Origin of the sequence: Bradyrhizobium sp. 155 (assembly GCF_023101105.1) — a bacterium.
Classification (GTDB): Bacteria; Pseudomonadota; Alphaproteobacteria; order Rhizobiales; family Xanthobacteraceae; genus Bradyrhizobium; species Bradyrhizobium canariense_D.
The window spans coordinates 7556197-7574211 of record NZ_CP064704.1 but is presented as its reverse complement, the minus strand read 5'-3'; the positions used below and the strand labels follow the sequence as shown (position 1 = coordinate 7574211).

Genomic DNA, 18015 nt, shown 5'->3' with positions numbered 1-18015 from the left:
CGGAGAGGGGAGGTTTTCCACGTTGTCCGCACCGCGGCATGCGCAACTCGCGTGCACACCCGTCGGAACACGCGCGTATCGGTCAATTGACCTGCCGCGGGCGCCCTCCTAAAACTCCGTCGACATTGAAGAATTTAGGCCGGATCGCGGCATTCAGGGAGAACAACCATGCGTGACGTCTTTATCTGCGATGCCGTGCGGACCCCGATCGGCCGTTTTGGCGGGTCGCTCGCCAAGGTGCGTGCCGACGACCTGGCGGCGGCCCCGATCAAGGCGCTGATGGCCAAGCACCCCAATCTCGATTGGGCACAGGTTGACGAGGTCTTCTTCGGCTGTGCCAACCAGGCCGGCGAGGACAACCGCAACGTGGCACGCATGGCGCTCCTGCTTGCGGGCCTGCCGGATTCCGTTCCAGGCCAGACCCTGAACCGGCTCTGTGCCTCCGGTCTCGATGCGGTCGGTGCGGCCGGCCGCGCTATCCGTTCCGGCGAGATCGAGCTTGCGATTGCCGGCGGCGTCGAATCCATGACGCGCGCGCCCTTCGTGATGGGCAAGGCGCAGGAAGCGTTCTCGCGCTCGGCTGAGATCTTCGACACCACGATCGGCTGGCGCTTCATCAATCCGCTGCTGAAGGCGCAGTATGGCGTCGACGCGATGCCCGAGACCGGCGAGAACGTCGCCGAGGAATTCCAGGTCTCGCGCGCGGATCAGGACGCCTTCGCGATCCGCTCGCAGCAGCGCGCGGGCGCCGCGATTGCGGCCGGCTATTTCGCCGAAGAAATCACCCCGATCACCATTCCCGGCGGCAAGGCCGGCCCTGTCACCGTCGACAAGGACGAGCATCCGCGTCCCGAGACCACGCTGGAAGCCCTGACGAAGCTCAGGCCGATCGTGCGCAATCCCGGCACGGTGACCGCGGGCAACGCCTCCGGCGTCAATGACGGCGCCGCCGCGATGATCCTGGCGTCCGAGGCTGCGGTGAAGAAGCACGGCCTGACGCCGCGCGCGCGCATCCTCGGCCTCGCCTCCGCCGGCGTGCCGCCGCGCATCATGGGCATCGGCCCGGTGCCGGCCACCCGCAAGCTGATGGAACGTCTCGGCAAGAAAATCGGCGATTTCGACCTGATCGAGCTCAACGAAGCCTTTGCCTCGCAGGGTATCGCCTGCATGCGCCAGCTCGGCGTTGCCGACGATGCCGATTTCGTCAATCCGCATGGCGGCGCGATTGCGCTCGGTCATCCCCTCGGCATGAGTGGCGCGCGCCTCGCGCTCACCGCGGTGCACGGCATGGAGAAGCGCGGCGGCAAGCTCGCGCTCGCCACCATGTGCGTCGGCGTTGGCCAGGGCGTTGCGGTCGCCATCGAGAAGCTGAACTGACGGGACGCGCAGCGTGCCGTCATCCCGGAGCCGGGTGCCCCAGACTCGTCATGCCCGGGCTTGTCCCGCCTGCGAGGCCGAAGCCTCTTCGGCGAGGCGAAGGCCCGGGCATCCACGTTCTTGGTGCCGCGAGAAGAAGGTCGTGGATGGCCGGGACAAGCCCGGCCATGACGCAAGGTGAGGGAGCATCCCATGATCATCGCGCGCGAGCAGGACGTCACGGCCGCGGCCTTGGCGGTGATGGAGCAGACATCCGATCCACGGCTACGCCAGATCATGGTCTCCCTGGTCAAGCATCTGCACGGTTTTGTTCGCGACGTTCGCCTGACCGAGAAGGAATTCCGCGACGCCACGGCTGTTATCGCCGAACTCGGCAAGCTCTCGACCGACACGCATAATGAGGTCGTGCTGATGGCAGGCTCGCTCGGCGTCTCGCCGCTGGTGTGCCTGCTGAATAATGGCGATGAGGGCAACACGGAGACCGACCAGTCGCTGCTCGGACCATTCTGGCGGCTGAACTCGCCGCGGGTGGAAAATGGCGGATCGATCGTCCGCTCCGAGACCCCAGGCGCGCCGCTGTTCGTCAACGGCCGCGTCGTGGACAAGGACGGCCGTCCCGTCGCCGGCGCCGAGGTCGACGTCTGGCACGCGTCGCCGGTTGGTCTCTATGAAAACCAGGACCCCGAGCAGGCCGACATGAACCTGCGCGGCAAGTTTACGACCGACCAGGACGGAGCCTTCTCGTTCCGCTCCGTGATGATGGTCGGCTATCCCATTCCGACCGACGGCGTGGTCGGCCGCCTCCTGGAGGCGCAGAAGCGGCATCCCTATCGTCCCGCGCACCTGCACGCGTTGGTCTTCAAGCCCGGATTCAAGGTGCTGATCTCGCAGGTCTACGACCCCGCCGACCCGCATATCGATAGTGACGTGCAGTTCGGCGTGACCAAAGCGCTGATGGGCAAGTTCCTGCGCCATGACACGCCACATCCGACCGAGCGCGACGTCGCGACGCCCTGGTATTCGCTGGACCATGTCTATCGGCTCGAAGCCGGCGAGGCCGTCCTGCCGCGTCCGCCGATCAAATAGGGCTCAAAGCCGCTTCCCCCAATTAGTTATATCCTATAATGATTGGCGGAAGCGTTGACCGGTCGGAAAAGGGCCGGGGAGGAGTTCGCCAATGACATTCATCTATCCCGTCGACAGCAACACGGCGCATCCGCTGCCGCTGTCGCCCGAGTACAAAAGCTCGGTCAAGCGTGCGCCGAACAAACCCTTGATCCCGATGCGCCATACGCTGTCGGAGCTGACCGGCCCGGTCTACGGCCACGAGACCGTTCGCGAGGGCGACAATGATCTCACCACCCAACACACCGGCGAGCCGCTCGGGGAACGCATTATTGTGCACGGCCATGTGCGCGACGAGGACGGCCGCGGCGTGCCGAACTCGCTGGTCGAGATCTGGCAGGCCAATTCCTGCGGCCGTTACGTTCACGTCCGCGACCAGCATCCGGCTCCGCTCGATCCGAACTTTACGGGCGCCGGCCGCACCGTGAGCGACGTCTCCGGTTACTACCGCTTTGTCACCATCAAGCCTGGCGCCTATCCCTGGGGCAACCATCATAACGCCTGGCGTCCCGCACACATCCATCTCTCTGTGTTCGGCCATTCCTTCGTCACGCGTCTCGTGACGCAGATGTACTTCCCGGCCGATCCGCTGTTCCCGTTCGATCCGATCTTCAATTCGGTGCCGGACGAGAAGGCGCGGGCGCGGATGGTGTCGTCATTTGATCTCGAGAACACCCAGCCCGAATGGGCGCTGTGTTACCGCTTTGACATCGTGCTGCGCGGCAAGAACGCCACCCCTATGGAGAACCATTAAGTGCAGGACAATGGGATCACGCCGTCGCAGACCGTCGGCCCGTTCTTCAAATACGGCCTGACGCCGACCGGCGAGTATGCCTGGAATGATGCGTTCACCAACTCGACGCTGACGCCCGACGTCACCGGCGATCGCGTCCGGATCGAGGGCCGCGTGTTCGACGGCGACGGAGTCGTTGTGCCCGATGCCATGCTGGAGATCTGGCAGGCCGACGCGCAGGGGCGCTTCGCGGATCCGCAGGACAAGCGCGCGCTGCCGAATGCGAGCTTCCGCGGCTTTGCCCGTTGCGGCACCGACAAGGACGGCAATTATTCCTTTGAAACCATCAAGCCGGGCGTGGTGCCCGATCCCGACGGCAAGCCGCAGGCACCGCATGTCCTGCTTGCGGTGTTTGGTCGCGGCATGCTGCGGCATCTCTATACCCGCATCTATTTCAGTGACGAGGCCGGCAATGCCGCCGATCCCGTGCTGGCGGTGGTGCCTGCCGACCGTCGCGCCACGCTGACGGCCGTGCGCGAGGCCGGCAAGCCGGTGTACCGGCTCGACCTGCGGCTCCAGGGCGACAACGAAACGGTATTTTTCGACGTGTGACCCCCAGCGCCGTCCCGGACAGGCGGAGCGCCGATCCGGGACGACAGCGGAGGACGGGCCCAAGCTTCGCTGCCCGAAACTGTTGACCTGACGCCATTTCCCGTATTTTTCCGGAGTTCGCGCGATGCAATTTCCGCGCGATGCAATCCCGTGTTTACCGTAATCCTTTAGGGTCCGTGGGATTCAGCGCGGCCCATTGGATTTTTCCATGAAAATTCGTCTTTCGCTTTCTTCCGCAATCATTGCTTTCGGCATCGTTCTGGCCATCGGCTTTACCGCCGTGGTCTCGACCAGCCTCTACGCCTTGAAAGAGCTCAAGGTCGGCGGTCCGCTCTATTCTGATATCAAGCTCGGAAACGATCTCATCGCCGACATCCTGCCGCCGCCGGAATATGTGATCGAGGCCTACCTCGAGGCCACGCTCGCCATGCGCGAGCCCGACCAGCTGGCGGCCCATGCCGAACGCCTGGCCCAGCTCCGCAAGGATTACGACGAGCGCAAGGCATTCTGGGTCACCTCCAGCCTCTCGGCCGACCTGAAGACGACCCTGGTGTCGAAATCCGACGCCGAGGTGCAGAAGTTCTGGAAGCTGTTGTCCGACCAGCTCCTCCCCGCCCTCAAGGCCAAGGATACGGCCGTCTCCGAGCGGGCCTACGCGCAGCTCAAGGAGGCCTATACCGCGCATCGCGCCGTCATCGACAGCATCGTCGAGAGCGCCAACAAGCAGAATGCCGACATGGAGAAGCTGGCCGCGGACCGCGACAGCTCGATGCTTTACATCCTCCTCGGCGTCTCCGCCGCCGTCCTCGCCTTCATTGCGGCGGGCCTGCTCGGCGTCGCCTTCGGCGTGATGCGCCCGATCGTGCGCATGACCAGCGCGATGCAAAAGCTCGCGACCGGCGATCTCGCCGCCGACATTCCTTTCGCGCACCGGCAGGACGAGGTCGGCTCGATGGCGGGTGCGCTCTTGGTGTTCAAGCAGTCCGCGGTCGAGAATTTCCGCCTGCGCGAGGAGCAGTTGCAGAAGGAGCAGGAGGCGGCGCTCGCCAAGCGTGAGGCCCTGCATCAGATGGCCGAAACCGTCGAGCGCGAGACCGGCCGCTCGGTCGACACCGCGAGCGCGGCGACGCAAGGCGTGGAGCGTGCCGCCTCCAGTCTGTCCGAGATCGCAAGGTCGCTCTCGACACAATCGCAGGCGGTCGCAGCCGCCTCCACCCAGGCCCTCGGCAGCTCGCAGACCGTCTCGGCCGCAGCTGAAGAACTCAGTGCTTCGATCCGCGAGATCGCAACCCAGGTCGCGCGGACCAGCACGGTTACAAAATCGGCGGTCGCCGGTCGGGAACAGGCGCGCTCGACCATCCAGACGCTGGCTGGATCGGTGAAGAAGATCGCCGAGGTCTCCGACCTCATCGGCGGCATCGCCGGCCAGACCAATTTGCTGGCACTCAACGCCACGATCGAGGCGGCGCGCGCCGGGGAGGCCGGCCGTGGCTTCGCGGTGGTCGCCGCCGAAGTGAAATCCCTCTCCGACCAGACCGCCAAATCCACCGAGGAGATCGCGCGGCTGATCGCCGAGATCCAGGCCTCGACGCAAGCCGCCGTCGACGCCGTCGAAACCATGGGAGGCCACATCGTCGAGATCGACGGCGTCGCCACCTCGGTTGCCGCCGCGATGGAAGAGCAGGACGCCGCGACCCGCGAGATCACGCGGTCGATTTCCGAATCGACTTCCGCGGCGAAGGAGGTCTCGGCCAAGATCGGTGATGTCAGCCGCGACGCCGCCTCCGTGAACGAGCGCGCCGCGGAGGTCAGGCAGGCGATCGCCGGCATGGCGGCCAATCTCGAGCAGCTTCGGTCGGTCGTGGTCCGGACGGTGCGCGACTCCACAGCGGCGGCCTGAGCCCGGCGCGATGCCTATTGCTGGTGCCGGGGGGTGTGATTGTGCAGTATGGTCCGGGACGAGGGCATCGTGGCGTCCATGACACTTCCACAACTGCCGGCGGTCGTTGAGCGGGCTCGACTGACCGCTGCGCTACGCAGGGGCGGCGTGCTGGATGCGGGCGCCGTGCGCGAGGTGAAGGTGCTGCACCAATACCCCGCCATGGTGTCGCACGTATCCGACTTGGGCTGCGCTATGTCGGGGAAGCAGCCGGGTCCCCGCACTCTGTCATCCTGAAGATCCCGAATCCGGCCTACGCCAAGTCGCTGGCAAATTCTGGTCGGCAGGAAGTGGCCTTCTACACCCGCCTTGCGCCAAATATGCCGTCGCACATCGTGCCGCGCTGCTACGATGGGCATTTCGACGAGGAGAGCCAGGACTGGCATCTGCTGCTCGAAGATCTCACCGACAGCCATGACGTTGCAGCTGACTGGCCATTGCCGCCCTCACGCGATCAGGCGATGGCGATCGTAACGGCGCTCGCCCGCTGGCATGCATCTTGGTGGGACCATGCGGGTCTCGGCGACACCATCGGCACCTGGATGAGCCTTGATGATACGGCGAGTCTGATAGAGACATTCGCCGGCCATTACGACCGCTTCGCCGATTTGCTTGGTGATCGCCTCAGTGAGGAGCGGCGGACCCTGTATCGGCGCTTCATCGACAAGGCCGAGCAACTGTTGCAACGCTACCATTCGCATCGCCATGTGACCATCGCTCACGGCGATGCCCATACCTGGAATTTCCTGCTGCCACGCGCGGGCATCGCTGACGCTGTGCGCATTTTCGATTTCGATCATTGGCGCATCAACGTTCCTACCCACGACCTTGCCTATATGATGGCGACGCAATGGTATCCAGAGCGCCGGCAGGCGCTCGAACGCCCGCTGCTCAATCGCTATCACGAGATGCTGATGGCGCACGGTGTCAGCGGCTATACGCGCGGCGCGCTCGACCAGGACTATCGGCGGTCGGTGCTGTGGCACATCACCAAGCCAGTCTGGCAGTGGAGCATCAACATCCCACCGGTGATCTGGTGGAATAATCTGGAGCGGGTGATGATGGCGGTCGAGGATCTGGGCTGCGAGGAGATTTTGGGGTAGAGGCGCGCAACATCATCGGTGTCGTCCCGGCGAAGGCATCACTCCATCACCGCATGTTCCGGCCCCGCCGCCTGCTTGCGCAGGGTGGCCTTGGTCGAGCCGATCAGCAGGGCGAGCGGGATGGTGCAGAGGATGAAGAACATCACCAGCTCGTAGTCGTGCGCGAAGGCGATGATCTGCGCCTGCACGCTGACCATGCGATCGGCCATGGCGCGACCGGCGTCGGTGGAGAGATTGATCATGCCGCTGACGCTGGGCATCTGGAGCGCATGGTTGAACGGGTTGATGTGTTCGGACAGGATCGCGTAGGTCCGCCGCGTGCCTTGTGTCAGCTGGGCGATGACGACGGAAATGCCCACCGAGCTCGCGACGTTGCGCATCAGGGTCAACATCGCGGTGCCGTCGGTGCGCAGCTCATTCGACAAGGTCAGGAATGCCACCGTCGAAAGCGGCACGAAGACGAGGCCGAAGCCGAAGCCCTGGATCACGCTGACGGTCACGATCTCCGGCACCTGGGTCAAATCGGTCCAGCCGGTCATCTGGAACAGCGAGCCCGCGGTCAGCGTCAGGCCGGTGATGATCAGTGTGCGGGCTTCGATGTAACGCATCATGCGGCCGACCAGCATCATGGCGAAGAAGGTGCCGAAGCCGCGGCTCGCCAGCAGCAGGCCCGCGGTGATGATGGGATAGCCGATCACGTTCTGCATATAGGGGGAGGCCAGCGCCATGGTCGAGAACAGCACGAGGCCCATCACGACCATGAACACGCAGCCGGTGACGAAATTGCGGTCCTTGAAGAGCCCGAAGCGGATGAACGGTGTCGAGGTCGTGAAGGAATGCGCGATGAAGAAGTAGAAGGCGACGGCCGAGACGATGAACTCCGCAAGGATCTCACCCGATTCGAGCCAGCCCAATTGCTCGCCGCGGTCGAGCGCGAGCTGAAGCGACCCGATCGCGACCGCCAGCGCCGCGAAGCCGAACCAGTCGAACTTGAGACTGAGATCCTTCCGGGTCTCGTCCATGAAGATGATCAGCCCGATCACGGTGATGGCGCCGAACGGCAAATTGACGAAGAACACCCAGTGCCAGGAATAAGTCTCGGTCAGCCAGGCGCCGAGCGAGGGACCCATGATCGGCCCCATCATTACGCCCATGCCCCAGATCGACATCGCCTTGGCGCGTTCCTGGAGCGTGTAATAGTCGAGCATCACCGATTGCGACAACGGCACCAGGGCCGCGCCGAACACGCCCTGCAGCAGGCGGAAAATCACCATCTGGTTGATGTCCTGCGCAAGCCCGCACAGCACCGATGCCATGGTGAAGCCGGCCGAGCAGATGATGAAGATGCGCTTGCGGCCGAAGCGGTTGGCGATCCAGCCCACCGGTGCCGTCATGATCGCGGCGGCGACGATGTAGGAGGTCAGCACCCAGTTGATCTGGTCCTGCGAAGCCGACAGCGTGCCCTGCATGTAGGGCAGGGCGACGTTGGCGATGGTGGTGTCCAGCGCCTGCATGATGGTTGCCGTCATGGCGCAGATCGTCACCATGTTCCGGCGCAGGCCGGGGACCATAAGGGCGGGATTGGACTCCGCCATAGGATTAGTCCTTGTCCTGATCTTTGTCTTGGCTCGCGGTCGCCGACAGGCCGAGCAGACCGGCGAGCGAGCGCTGGTGGCCGGTGTCGATGGTGGCGTAAACGCTCATGCCGGCCTTCAGCTTGCGTACGTATTTGTCGGTCTCGTCGAAATAGATGCGGATCGGCACGCGCTGCACCACCTTGACGAAATTGCCGCTGGCGTTCTGCGGCGGCAGGATCGCGAATTGCGCGCCGGTGCCGGGCGAGAGCGAGCCGATCTTGCCCTTGAAGGTATGGTTCGGGAACGCGTCGACCTCGAGCGTGACCGGCTGTCCTTCGGTGACGTAGGTGAGGTCGCTCTCCTTCGGATTGGCGTCGACCCAGGGATGGGCCACGTCGATGATGGAGAACACCGGCGTGCCGGCGGCGACGTAGCGGCCGAGCTGGATCTGTTCGACCTGTGTTGCCACGCCATCCATCGGCGCGCGCAGCACGGTGTGGTCGAGGTTGCGCTGGGCATCGTCCAGCTTGGCTTTCGCTTGCGCGTAGGCGGGGAATTGCTCCAGCGGCAACTCGGGATTCCCCAGCAATTGGGTCTTGGCATTGGAGAGTTGCTGCTTGATGTATTGCGCCTGCGCGCCGGCGGTAACCAGTGCATTGGACGCGTTGTCGAGATCGAGCTGCGAGCCGTAATTGTTCTTCACCAGCGACTGCTTGCGTTCGACGTCGCGCTGCTTCAGGTCCATGCCCTGCTGGGCAAGATTGAGCATGTCACCGTAGATCTTGATGTTGGCAACAAGATTGTCATAGGTGATGCGGGCTTGGGCGAGTTGCGCTTTGGCTTCTTCCAACGCATGACGGAACGGAGCGGGGTCGATCTCGAACAACTCGTCGCCGTGCTTGACGACCTGACCTTCCTTGACGACGACCTTCTGGATTTTGCCGGAGATATCAGGGGTCACCAGCACTTTCTGCGCGCCGACATAGGCGTCATCAGTGCCGACGTAACGGCCGCCATTGAGATAGAAGGTGAAGCCGGCAACCGCGACGACGAGCGGCAGCACAACCAGGAGCAGCACGCGGCGATAGCGGCGCAGGCCCGCCACCAGGCGGCGGCGCGGATCGGTGCCGGCTTTCTTGGTGGGCTTGCCGCCGTCGATTTTCTGCTCGGGCTGGAACTTGAGAACCTGATCAGCCATAGCGTTGCTCCTTACGCGCTTGTTCCGCTCCGCTGCTCTGGATCGCGGACCGCACGTTTTCCTTGATTGTTTCGAGTTGGGTGAGGAGGCGATGGGCGTCCGCCGGAGTGATGCCGTCGAGCGCGTTGGCCGTGAGCTCGGACTTCAGCCCGCTCATCCGCCCGAGCAACTGCCGCCCGGCCTTCTTCAGGTACAGCCGCTTGACGCGGCGATCCGAAGGATCGTTGCGTCGCTCGATCCAGTCGCTGTCACAGAGTTTGTCGATCAGGCGCGTCAGCGTGATCGGCTGCACCTCGAGAAGCTCGGCGAGTTCCGACTGCTTCATGCCTTCGCTGCGCTCGACCTTGGCCAGCACCGCCCATTGCGCGCGGGTGATGCCGAAGCGCGAGGCTTCCTTGTCGGCATAGACCCGGAGCAGGCGATAGAGCTCGGCGAGCGTAAACAGGAAGTTCTGGTCCACGGGCCCTGGGCTCATGAGCTTGGTCTCCAATAAGCTTGCAATATAATAAGCAAGCTCATGATTATTTCATGGCGGGTTTGCGGGACGCTGTCCCGCAGGCCGAGCATGGCTGCTGGCCGCATCGCCGGTCCTGCTTTGGGTTCCCCTTTCGAAATGCTAGAACGCCGGTCGCATGACCCTCGCAAAACCGGCATTTCCCGCGCCCGATCACGATCACGGCCGCTGCACCGCGGATGCGCTGGCGCATGCCGAGGCCGTTTGCGGAGAGCGCGCGCAGAAATTCACGCCTATACGCCGCCATGTATTGGGGGCGCTGCTCTCGAGCCACCGGCCGCTCGGCGCCTATGAGGTCATCGACGAACTGGCGAAGTCGATGTCGCGGCCGGCGCCGATCACGGTCTATCGTGCTCTCGATTTCCTGATGGCCAACGGCCTCGTGCACCGGATCGAAAGCCGCAACGCCTATCTCGCCTGCGCCGCTCACGACCACGACGCGATCTCGGCGGTGACGTTCCTGATCTGCGAGCGCTGCGGCCTGGTCGGTGAGATTCCGTCGGCATCCTTCGCCAAGGACCTCAACGCCGCCGCGCGCAGCTCAGGCTTCGCTCCCAAATTGTCGGTGGTGGAAATCACGGGCGTTTGTGCGCATTGTCAGAAAGCCGCATAGAGCAACAACGGCGCAAAGCCGGTTTTTAGGAAGAAATGTCCTCACCTCAAGCCATACCGTCCGCCGGTCGTCCCCTCAGTGCCGGCGCCATCGCCCTGATGCTCATGCTGTGCCTGACCTGGGGGTTCAACCAGATCGCCGTGAAGCTGGTGCTGCCGGACATTCCGCCGATGCTTCAGGCCACGTTCCGCTCGATGGGCGCGCTGCCGGTGCTGTTCATCATCGGCAGCTTGCGCGGCGTTAAATTCTTCGAGCGCGACGGCACCTGGAAGCCCGGCGTCATCGCCGGACTGATGTTCGGCATCGAGTTCGTGCTGATCTTCCAGGGCCTGCGGTTCACACCAGCATCGCGGGCGGTCGTGTTCCTCTACACCGCGCCGTTCTTCGTCGCGCTCGGCTCCTACCAGGTGCTCGGCGAGCGACTTGGCGGGACGCAATGGCTGGGGCTCGCCATCAGCTTTGCCGGTGTCGCGCTCGCGATCGGCGTGCCGCAGCCCAACGTCGATTCGCATGTCCTGCTCGGCGATCTCATGATCGTCGGCGGCGCCGCGCTGTGGGCGGCGACCACGCTAGTTGCCAAGGGCACGCGGCTGCGCTTCGCGGCGCCCGAGAAGGCTCTGGGCTATCAGGTCGCGACCTCGATCCCGATCCTGGGGCTGGCCGCCTGGCTGTTCGGGGAGACCATCCCCCACACGCCGTCGCCGCTGTCGCTGGGCCTGATGGCCTTCCAGGCGATCTGGGTCGTGGGAACCACGTTCACGCTTTGGTTCGCGCTGGTGAAGACCTATTCGGCCAGCAAATTGTCGGCTTTTACCTTCATCACCCCTTTGTTTGGCGTGGTGGGTAGCTATTTCATCATGCACGACACGCTGAACCTGACATTCGGGGCTGCCGCCCTCCTTGTCATTGCTGGGCTTTTTCTGGTTAACCGTCCCAGTCAATCCGCTGCGGCGCCGCGCGATGCATTGCTGAACGTCACCAAAACCTGATATTTGGACGCCATGAACAAGCTCGAAAAAACCATCGATTCCGACGTCGCGGGCCCCGCGCCCCGGCACAAGACCACCCAGGTCAAGGTCGGCGACGTTGCCGTCGGCGGCGGTGCCCCGATCGTCGTGCAGTCAATGACCAACACCGACACCGCCGATATCGACGGCACCATTGCCCAGGTCGCAGCGCTCGCCCGCGCGGGCTCCGAAATGGTCCGCATCACCGTGGACCGCGAGGAGGCCGCCGCTGCCGTCCCGCACATCCGCGACGGCCTGCTCAAGCGCGGCATCACCACGCCGCTGATCGGCGACTTTCACTATATCGGCCACAAGCTGCTCGCCGCCTATCCGGCCTGCGCCGAGGCGCTCGCCAAATATCGCATCAATCCCGGCAATGTCGGCTTCAAGGACAAGCGCGACACCCAGTTCGCCGACATCATCGAGATCGCCAACAAGAACAACAAGCCGGTGCGCATCGGCGCCAATTGGGGCTCGCTCGACCAGGAGCTCTTGACCAAGCTGATGGACGAGAACGCCGCCTCCCCCGATCCGCGCGACGTGCGCGCGGTGACGCGCGAGGCCATGGTGCAATCCGCGCTGCTCTCGGCCGCGCGCGCCGAGGAACTCGGCATGCCGAAGAATCGCATCATCCTCTCGGCCAAAGTCTCGGCCGTGCAGGATCTGATCGCGGTCTATCAGGATCTCGCCAGCCGTTCCGACTACGCGATCCATCTCGGCCTGACCGAGGCCGGCATGGGCACCAAGGGCATCGTGGCGTCCTCGGCCGCGCTCGGCATCCTGTTGCAGCAGGGCATCGGCGACACCATCCGCATCTCGCTGACGCCGGAGCCCGGCGGCGACCGCACCCGCGAGGTGCAGGTCGGCCAGGAGCTCTTGCAGACCATGGGTTTCCGCACATTCGTGCCGCTGGTTGCGGCGTGCCCCGGCTGTGGCCGCACCACCTCGACCACATTCCAGGAACTGGCCAGCTCGATCCAAGGTTTCATCCGCGACGAGATGCCGACCTGGAAGACGAAATATCCCGGCGTGGAAGAGCTCAACGTCGCGGTGATGGGCTGCATCGTCAACGGCCCCGGCGAATCCAAGCACGCCAATATCGGCATCTCGCTGCCGGGCACGGGCGAGGCGCCGGCTGCCCCGGTGTTCGTCGACGGCAAGAAGTTCCGCACCCTGCGCGGCCCGACCATCTCCGCCGACTTCAAAGCACTCGTGATCGACTACATCGAGCAGCGCTACGGCCAGGGCGCCAAGGTGCCGGTGACCGCGGCGGAATAGTTCTGCTCCAGATCAGGAATCGTAGGGCGGGTTAGCGAAAGCGTAACCCGCCTTATTTTTGCAGGCGCGAAGTGGCGGGTTACGCTTCGCTAAGCCGCCCTACATTGCTACGATGCTCCCAAGCAAGAATGCATCGGGAGACACGCCATGAGCTCACTCGCCGGCAAGCAGGGCCCGCGCTATCGCCACGCGACGGACGACGGCGCGCCTTACGAGACCATCGCGGTCGAAAAGCTGACCCCGATCATCGGCGCGGAAATCTCGGGCGTCGACATCGGCAAGCTCGTCTCCGACGATGCGCGCTCCAACCGGCAGATGGACGAGGTCCACCGCGCGCTTGCCGAAAACCTCGTCATCTTCTTCCGCGACCAGCACATCACGCCACAACAGCATCTCGCCTTCGGCCGCAAGTTCGGTGAGCTGCATTTCCATCCCGCCGCGCCGCATGAGGATGAAGACCCGGCCCTGATGAAGATCTATGCGGATGCGAATTCGCCGCGGGCCAATGGCGAGGGCTGGCATTCCGACGTGTCCTGCGATCACGAGCCGCCGATGGGCTCGATCCTCTACATCAAGCAGTGCCCGCCGCGCGGCGGCGACACGCTGTTCGCCAACATGTATGCGGCCTACGAGGCGCTGTCGGACCGGATGAAGGCCCATCTCGACGGGCTGACTGCGTTGCATGACGGCGAGCCGATCTATCGCGGGCTCTACGCCAATTACGGCGTCGCCGACCGCCCGTCCTATCCGAGTGCCGAGCATCCCGTGGTGCGCACGCATCCGGTCACCGGCAAGAAGGCGCTCTACGTCAACCGCGGCTTCACCCGCCACATCAACGGCATCCCGCGCGACGAGAGCGAGGCGATGCTTGCCTATCTCTACCAGCACGCCGAGAATCCGCTGTTCCAGTGCCGCTTTCGCTGGACAGAGAATGCCATCGCCTTCTGGGACAACCGCTGCACCCAGCACCGCGCGATGTGGGATTATTGGCCGCACACGCGCTCCGGCACGCGCGTGACGGTGAAGGGGGAGCGGCCGGTTTAACCGGCCTGCGCGCCGCGTTCCGCGTTGACGTCTTCCCGCGTCCGCGCCAATCTTGCCGGCAACAACGACCGTCGGGAGGATTTTCCATGCTCCGCGCCGAGGACAACAAATTCCTGACCGAGTCGGGCTCTGGTACGGGCATGGGCGAATTGTTGCGCCGGTTCTGGATTCCTGTGCTGCTGTCCGAAGAACTCCCTGAACCCGACGGCGAGCCGAAGAAGATCATCGTTCTCGGCGAGGAGCTGCTCGCCTTCCGCGATACGCGCGGCGTTGTCGGAATCATCGATCAATACTGCCCGCATCGCGGCGCCAATCTCTGGCTCGGGCGCAACGAGGAATGCGGCATCCGCTGTGTCTATCACGGCTGGAAGTTCGACACCGACGGCCGCTGCGTCGACATGCCGACCTCCTATCCCGACCTCAACGCCAAGGATCTCATCCGCATCAAATCCTATCCGGCGCGCGAATGGGGCGAGATGATCTGGGCCTATATGGGTCCCGCGGATGCGATGCCCGAGCTGCCCGATCTCGAAATGGCACTGCTGCCGGCCTCGCACCGCTATGTCAGCAAGAAATGGCAGGACTGCAACTGGGTGCAGGCGCTGGAAGGCTCGATCGACACCGCGCATTTCACCTTCGCCCATCTCTCCTTCGACAAGGAGGAGAACGAGATCCTGGACATCAAGAAGCATTTCGTGAATCCGATCGCGCGGATGTCGAGCGATCACATGCGCTGGATCGCGGAGGATCCGCGCCCTGTGATCAAGATCGCCGCGCACGCAGCGGGCCTCACCATCGCCGGCGGGCGGCTCACCGGCGGCGACAACATCTACTGGCGCATTGCGCAATTTCTGATGCCGTTCCACGCCTATGCCCCGAGCGCGATGCCGGGTGAGAACATCTTTGGGCAGACTTTCGTGCCCGTCACCGACACCAATTGCTGGATCTACACCTATGCCTGGAATCCGGAACGGCCGCTGACGCAAGCCGAGCGCGACGTCTTTGACCGCGGCAACGGCGTGATCGCGGAGGTTGGCGACAATTACGTGCCGCTGCGCCACAAGGGCAACGACTATCTGATCGACCGCAAGATGCAGAAGACCAGGAGCTACACCGGCATCAAGGGCGTCTCCGAACAGGATGCGGCCGTGCAGGACAGCCAGGGCCCGATCGCCGACCGCACCCGCGAGCATCTCGGTCCGACCGATCTCGGTATCATGCATTTCCGGAAAGTCGTGATGGAGCTGGCGCGGGCGCTTCAGCAGGGCGAGCCGCCGCCGCAGGCCGCGCATCAGGATCGCCATGCCGTGCGCTCGGGCGCCTGCGTCACCAGCAAGGCCAAGGACCTTTCCGCGGTGATGCTGGAGCGTTTCGGTGACGTCACAGGCTTTGTCGGCCGGCCGCGAACAGCGGCAGCGGAGTAGTACTTGGGACAGCCGCGCAGCATCATCGCAAGTCTCGTCTCGACGCTGGTCGCGTCGATCTTGCTATGGTCGCTGGCGCCTGCAGACTCTGGTCATGCTGCTATCGCGCGGAAAATCGCGAAACCCAAGCCGCCGCACGCGCCGGTCAAGTGTGAGCTGTCGAAATTCCGGATCCTCGTGGATGTCGGGCACACCCCGGACTCCTACGGCGCGTTGAGCGCGCGCAACGACACGGAGTTCGGCTTCAACTTCCGGCTTGCAAGTCTGATTACGGCGAGGCTCAAGGCCGAAGGCTTTGCCGCGACCCGGTTGCTCGTCACGGACGGCAAGGCGCGGCCGAGCCTGTTCAAGCGCGTCAGCACCGCGAATGACGCCCGGGCCGATCTCTTCCTGTCGATCCATCACGATTCGGTGCCGGACAAGCTGCTCGGGAGCTGGGAGTTCGACGGCGCGAACAGCTATTTCAGCGACCGCTTTTCGGGCCACTCTCTGTTCGTGTCGCAGCGGAATCCGCACTTCGCCGCCAGCCTGATGCTGGCCCGGATGATCGGCAGGCAGCTGAAGCAGCAGGACCTGCACTATGCCAGCCAGTACACCCTGCCGGTGATGGGGCGCTACCGGCGCCAATTGCTCGACAAGGATGTCGGCGTCTACCGCTATGACGGGCTCGTTGTGCTCTCGCAGACCCGCAGCGCCGCAGTGCTGCTCGAAGCGGGCTCCATCATCAACCGCGACGAGGAGATGGCGATGAACTCCCCGGAGCGGCAGGAGATCATTGCGGGCGCCGTGGCGGTGGCGATGAGGGAATTTTGCGAGAGGCGGTAGTTCGCGCCCCTAGCAATGACGGGAATCTATAGCGGCCCTCCCCGGTACTCCCGGTTTGCCAAGCTTGCCTCCTCCAGGTCCAGATCGCGCTCGATCCGCCGCCGCGTCTCGTCGGTGATCTGGCCCTCGCGCAGCAGCTCGTGGATGAACTTGCGCTCGGTGGCGATCAGACGGCGGGTCAGGGCGGTGCCGGCGGCGGAGACGTCGTGGTGGGTGGGATCGAGCGAGTCCGGCAGCTGGTTGACCCGGATCTCGTGGCGGGCGCGCAGGAGCCGCATCACCTCGTCGGACACGTCCTTTTCCTCGGTCAGCGCGTCGAGCGACTTTAGCGCCGCGTCGAGGGCCTGGCGCCGTGCCGCGATCTCGGCCTCGTGCTCGGCGGCATGCTCGTTGCGACCGGCTTCCGCGACACCGAGCCAACGAACCACGGGGGGCAGCGTGAGGCCGACGCCGATCAGTGTGATGAAGATGACGCCGAACGCGACGAACAGGATCAGGTCGCGAAACGGGAAGGCCTCGCCGCCCGGCAGCGTGAACGGCAGCGCCAGTGCTGCCGCCAGCGACACCGCGCCGCGCACGCCGGTGAGCGCAAGCACGAACGGCCATTGCCATGGTGGTGACGGATCGCGCGCACGCAGCGACTTGCTGAGCATTCGTGGCAGATAGGTCGCGGGATAGAGCCAGGCGAAGCGCGCGATCACGACCACCGCCAGCACCACGGCAGTCGCAATCATGATGTCGTCGAGCGGGAACGCCTTCGATTTCTCGTAGAGTGCGCGCATCTGGAATCCGGTGAGCAGGAACAGCAAGCCCTCGATCAGATAGATCACGAGGTCCCAGAAGAAGATGCCTTGCAGGCGCGTCGATGCCGAGATCAGCAGCGGGCCATTCCAGCTCACATAGAGGCCACAGGCGACGGTGGCGATCACGCCGGAGCCGCCGAGATGCTCGGGCAGCCAGTAGGACACGTAGGGCGTGATCAGCGACAGTGTCAGCTCGACCTGCGGGTCTCCCGACCATTTGCGGAACCGCAGGGAGAGCCAACCGACGCCGATGCCGAAGGCGATCTCGCCGGCGACGATGAGCAAGAACTCGCCGCCTGCCAGAGGCAGCGAGAATTGCCCGACCATGATTGCGGCGAGCGCGAAGCGGTAGAGGATCAGAGCGGTGGCATCATTCGCGAGCCCTTCGCCTTCGAGGATGACCATCAGCCTGCGCGGCAGATGCAGCCGGCGCGCGATCGCGAGCGGCGCCACCACGTCGGGCGGCGCGACGATGGCGCCGAGCAGGAAGCCGATCGTCCAGGGCAGGCCGATGAAATAATGCGTGGCGGTTGCGACCAACGCCGCGGTGAAGATCACCGCACCGACCGCCAGCAGCACGATCGGGCGAAGATTCTTTTTGAACTCGCGCCAGCTCATCGCGACGCTCGCCGAGTAGATCAGCGGCGGCAGCACCATCAGCAGCACCAGTTCCGGCGGCAGTTCGACCGCTGGCATGCCCGGCACGAAGGCAAGGCCGACACCTGAGAGCATCAGCAGAATGGCGGGCGCGATGTTGAAGCGGCGCGCGACAAGCGCGGTGCCCGCCAGCACGGCGAGCAGGATGAGAAAGGTCTGAAATTTCGCTTCCATGATGGTCTGTCT

Annotated in this window: 15 protein-coding genes and 1 pseudogene; 12 read left to right on the top strand and 4 right to left on the bottom strand. The window is 64.3% G+C overall.

Features of this window, described 5'->3' with window-relative positions; all coding sequences use genetic code 11:
- Positions 1-168: 168 nt before the first annotated feature.
- From pcaF to IVA93_RS35895, 6 genes and pseudogenes are all read left to right on the top strand, one after another.
- Positions 169-1377 carry a 3-oxoadipyl-CoA thiolase gene (pcaF, locus tag IVA93_RS35920; protein WP_018455901.1) on the top strand — a complete coding sequence of 403 codons (1209 nt, stop codon included), beginning with the start codon at positions 169-171 and terminating at the stop codon, positions 1375-1377.
- A 192-nt stretch (positions 1378-1569) separates the two neighbouring features.
- A complete protein-coding gene (locus IVA93_RS35915) occupies positions 1570-2463 on the top strand; it encodes a dioxygenase family protein (protein ID WP_018455902.1) in 894 nt (297 codons plus the stop codon).
- Between the two features lie 91 nt (positions 2464-2554).
- The gene (gene pcaH / locus IVA93_RS35910) at positions 2555-3256 is read left to right on the top strand and encodes a protocatechuate 3,4-dioxygenase subunit beta (protein ID WP_018455903.1); all 702 of its coding nucleotides are present in this window, start codon (positions 2555-2557) and stop codon (positions 3254-3256) included.
- A complete protein-coding gene (gene pcaG / locus IVA93_RS35905; protein ID WP_018455904.1) occupies positions 3257-3847 on the top strand; it encodes a protocatechuate 3,4-dioxygenase subunit alpha in 591 nt (196 codons plus the stop codon).
- Between the two features lie 208 nt (positions 3848-4055).
- The gene (locus IVA93_RS35900; protein WP_018455905.1) at positions 4056-5747 is read left to right on the top strand and encodes a methyl-accepting chemotaxis protein; all 1692 of its coding nucleotides are present in this window, start codon (positions 4056-4058) and stop codon (positions 5745-5747) included.
- 48 nt (positions 5748-5795) lie between these two features.
- A pseudogene (locus tag IVA93_RS35895) lies at positions 5796-6889 on the top strand (phosphotransferase).
- A gap of 38 nt (positions 6890-6927) precedes the next feature.
- On the opposite strand, the gene IVA93_RS35890 reads toward IVA93_RS35895, so the two are convergent.
- Genes IVA93_RS35890 through IVA93_RS35880 form a run of 3 tightly spaced genes read right to left on the bottom strand, consistent with a single transcriptional unit; the run spans position 6928 to position 10139 of the window.
- On the bottom strand, positions 6928-8484 hold the full coding sequence (locus IVA93_RS35890) for an MDR family MFS transporter (protein WP_018455907.1): 1557 nt from the start codon (positions 8482-8484) through the stop codon (positions 6928-6930).
- A gap of 4 nt (positions 8485-8488) precedes the next feature.
- Positions 8489-9664, bottom strand: a complete 1176-nt coding sequence (locus IVA93_RS35885; protein WP_018455908.1) for an HlyD family secretion protein — start codon at positions 9662-9664, stop codon at positions 8489-8491.
- Positions 9657-10139: a MarR family winged helix-turn-helix transcriptional regulator gene (locus IVA93_RS35880; RefSeq protein ID WP_026233050.1), complete on the bottom strand. Its 483-nt coding sequence runs from the start codon at positions 10137-10139 to the stop codon at positions 9657-9659. The genes IVA93_RS35885 and IVA93_RS35880 overlap by 8 nt, the downstream gene beginning before the upstream one ends.
- A 157-nt stretch (positions 10140-10296) precedes the next feature.
- Between IVA93_RS35880 and IVA93_RS35875 the strand changes: the two genes are divergently transcribed.
- From IVA93_RS35875 to IVA93_RS35850, 6 genes are all read left to right on the top strand, one after another.
- Positions 10297-10791: a Fur family transcriptional regulator gene (locus tag IVA93_RS35875; RefSeq protein WP_018455910.1), complete on the top strand. Its 495-nt coding sequence runs from the start codon at positions 10297-10299 to the stop codon at positions 10789-10791.
- 35 nt (positions 10792-10826) lie between these two features.
- Entirely contained in the window at positions 10827-11780 is a 954-nt protein-coding gene (locus IVA93_RS35870) for a DMT family transporter (RefSeq protein WP_026233051.1), read from the top strand.
- Between the two features lie 12 nt (positions 11781-11792).
- Positions 11793-13076, top strand: coding sequence for a flavodoxin-dependent (E)-4-hydroxy-3-methylbut-2-enyl-diphosphate synthase (ispG, locus tag IVA93_RS35865; protein WP_018455912.1), 1284 nt, complete (start codon positions 11793-11795; stop codon positions 13074-13076).
- Between the two features lie 147 nt (positions 13077-13223).
- Entirely contained in the window at positions 13224-14120 is an 897-nt protein-coding gene (locus IVA93_RS35860; RefSeq protein ID WP_018455913.1) for a TauD/TfdA dioxygenase family protein, read from the top strand.
- Positions 14121-14206: 86 nt separating this feature from the next.
- The gene (locus tag IVA93_RS35855; protein WP_018455914.1) at positions 14207-15544 is read left to right on the top strand and encodes a Rieske 2Fe-2S domain-containing protein; all 1338 of its coding nucleotides are present in this window, start codon (positions 14207-14209) and stop codon (positions 15542-15544) included.
- Positions 15545-15547: 3 nt separating this feature from the next.
- Positions 15548-16369, top strand: a complete 822-nt coding sequence (locus tag IVA93_RS35850) for an N-acetylmuramoyl-L-alanine amidase (RefSeq protein ID WP_018455915.1) — start codon at positions 15548-15550, stop codon at positions 16367-16369.
- A gap of 26 nt (positions 16370-16395) precedes the next feature.
- Here IVA93_RS35850 and IVA93_RS35845 read toward each other — a convergent pair whose 3' ends face one another.
- Positions 16396-18003 (bottom strand): Na+/H+ antiporter, encoded by a 1608-nt coding sequence (locus IVA93_RS35845; protein WP_018455916.1) that lies wholly within the window; start codon positions 18001-18003, stop codon positions 16396-16398.
- Positions 18004-18015: the final 12 nt, after the last annotated feature.

Coding starts and splice junctions, on each gene's coding strand:
- IVA93_RS35855 (WP_018455914.1), top strand. CDS start 14,207: ATGCTCCGCGCCGAGGACAACAAATTCCTGACCGAGTCGGGCTCTGGT.
- IVA93_RS35885 (WP_018455908.1), bottom strand. CDS start 9,664: ATGGCTGATCAGGTTCTCAAGTTCCAGCCCGAGCAGAAAATCGACGGC.
- pcaF (WP_018455901.1), top strand. CDS start 169: ATGCGTGACGTCTTTATCTGCGATGCCGTGCGGACCCCGATCGGCCGT.
- IVA93_RS35915 (WP_018455902.1), top strand. CDS start 1,570: ATGATCATCGCGCGCGAGCAGGACGTCACGGCCGCGGCCTTGGCGGTG.
- IVA93_RS35880 (WP_026233050.1), bottom strand. CDS start 10,139: ATGAGCCCAGGGCCCGTGGACCAGAACTTCCTGTTTACGCTCGCCGAG.
- pcaH (WP_018455903.1), top strand. CDS start 2,555: ATGACATTCATCTATCCCGTCGACAGCAACACGGCGCATCCGCTGCCG.
- IVA93_RS35845 (WP_018455916.1), bottom strand. CDS start 18,003: ATGGAAGCGAAATTTCAGACCTTTCTCATCCTGCTCGCCGTGCTGGCG.
- IVA93_RS35860 (WP_018455913.1), top strand. CDS start 13,224: ATGAGCTCACTCGCCGGCAAGCAGGGCCCGCGCTATCGCCACGCGACG.
- IVA93_RS35890 (WP_018455907.1), bottom strand. CDS start 8,484: ATGGCGGAGTCCAATCCCGCCCTTATGGTCCCCGGCCTGCGCCGGAAC.
- ispG (WP_018455912.1), top strand. CDS start 11,793: ATGAACAAGCTCGAAAAAACCATCGATTCCGACGTCGCGGGCCCCGCG.
- IVA93_RS35900 (WP_018455905.1), top strand. CDS start 4,056: ATGAAAATTCGTCTTTCGCTTTCTTCCGCAATCATTGCTTTCGGCATC.
- IVA93_RS35875 (WP_018455910.1), top strand. CDS start 10,297: ATGACCCTCGCAAAACCGGCATTTCCCGCGCCCGATCACGATCACGGC.
- IVA93_RS35870 (WP_026233051.1), top strand. CDS start 10,827: ATGTCCTCACCTCAAGCCATACCGTCCGCCGGTCGTCCCCTCAGTGCC.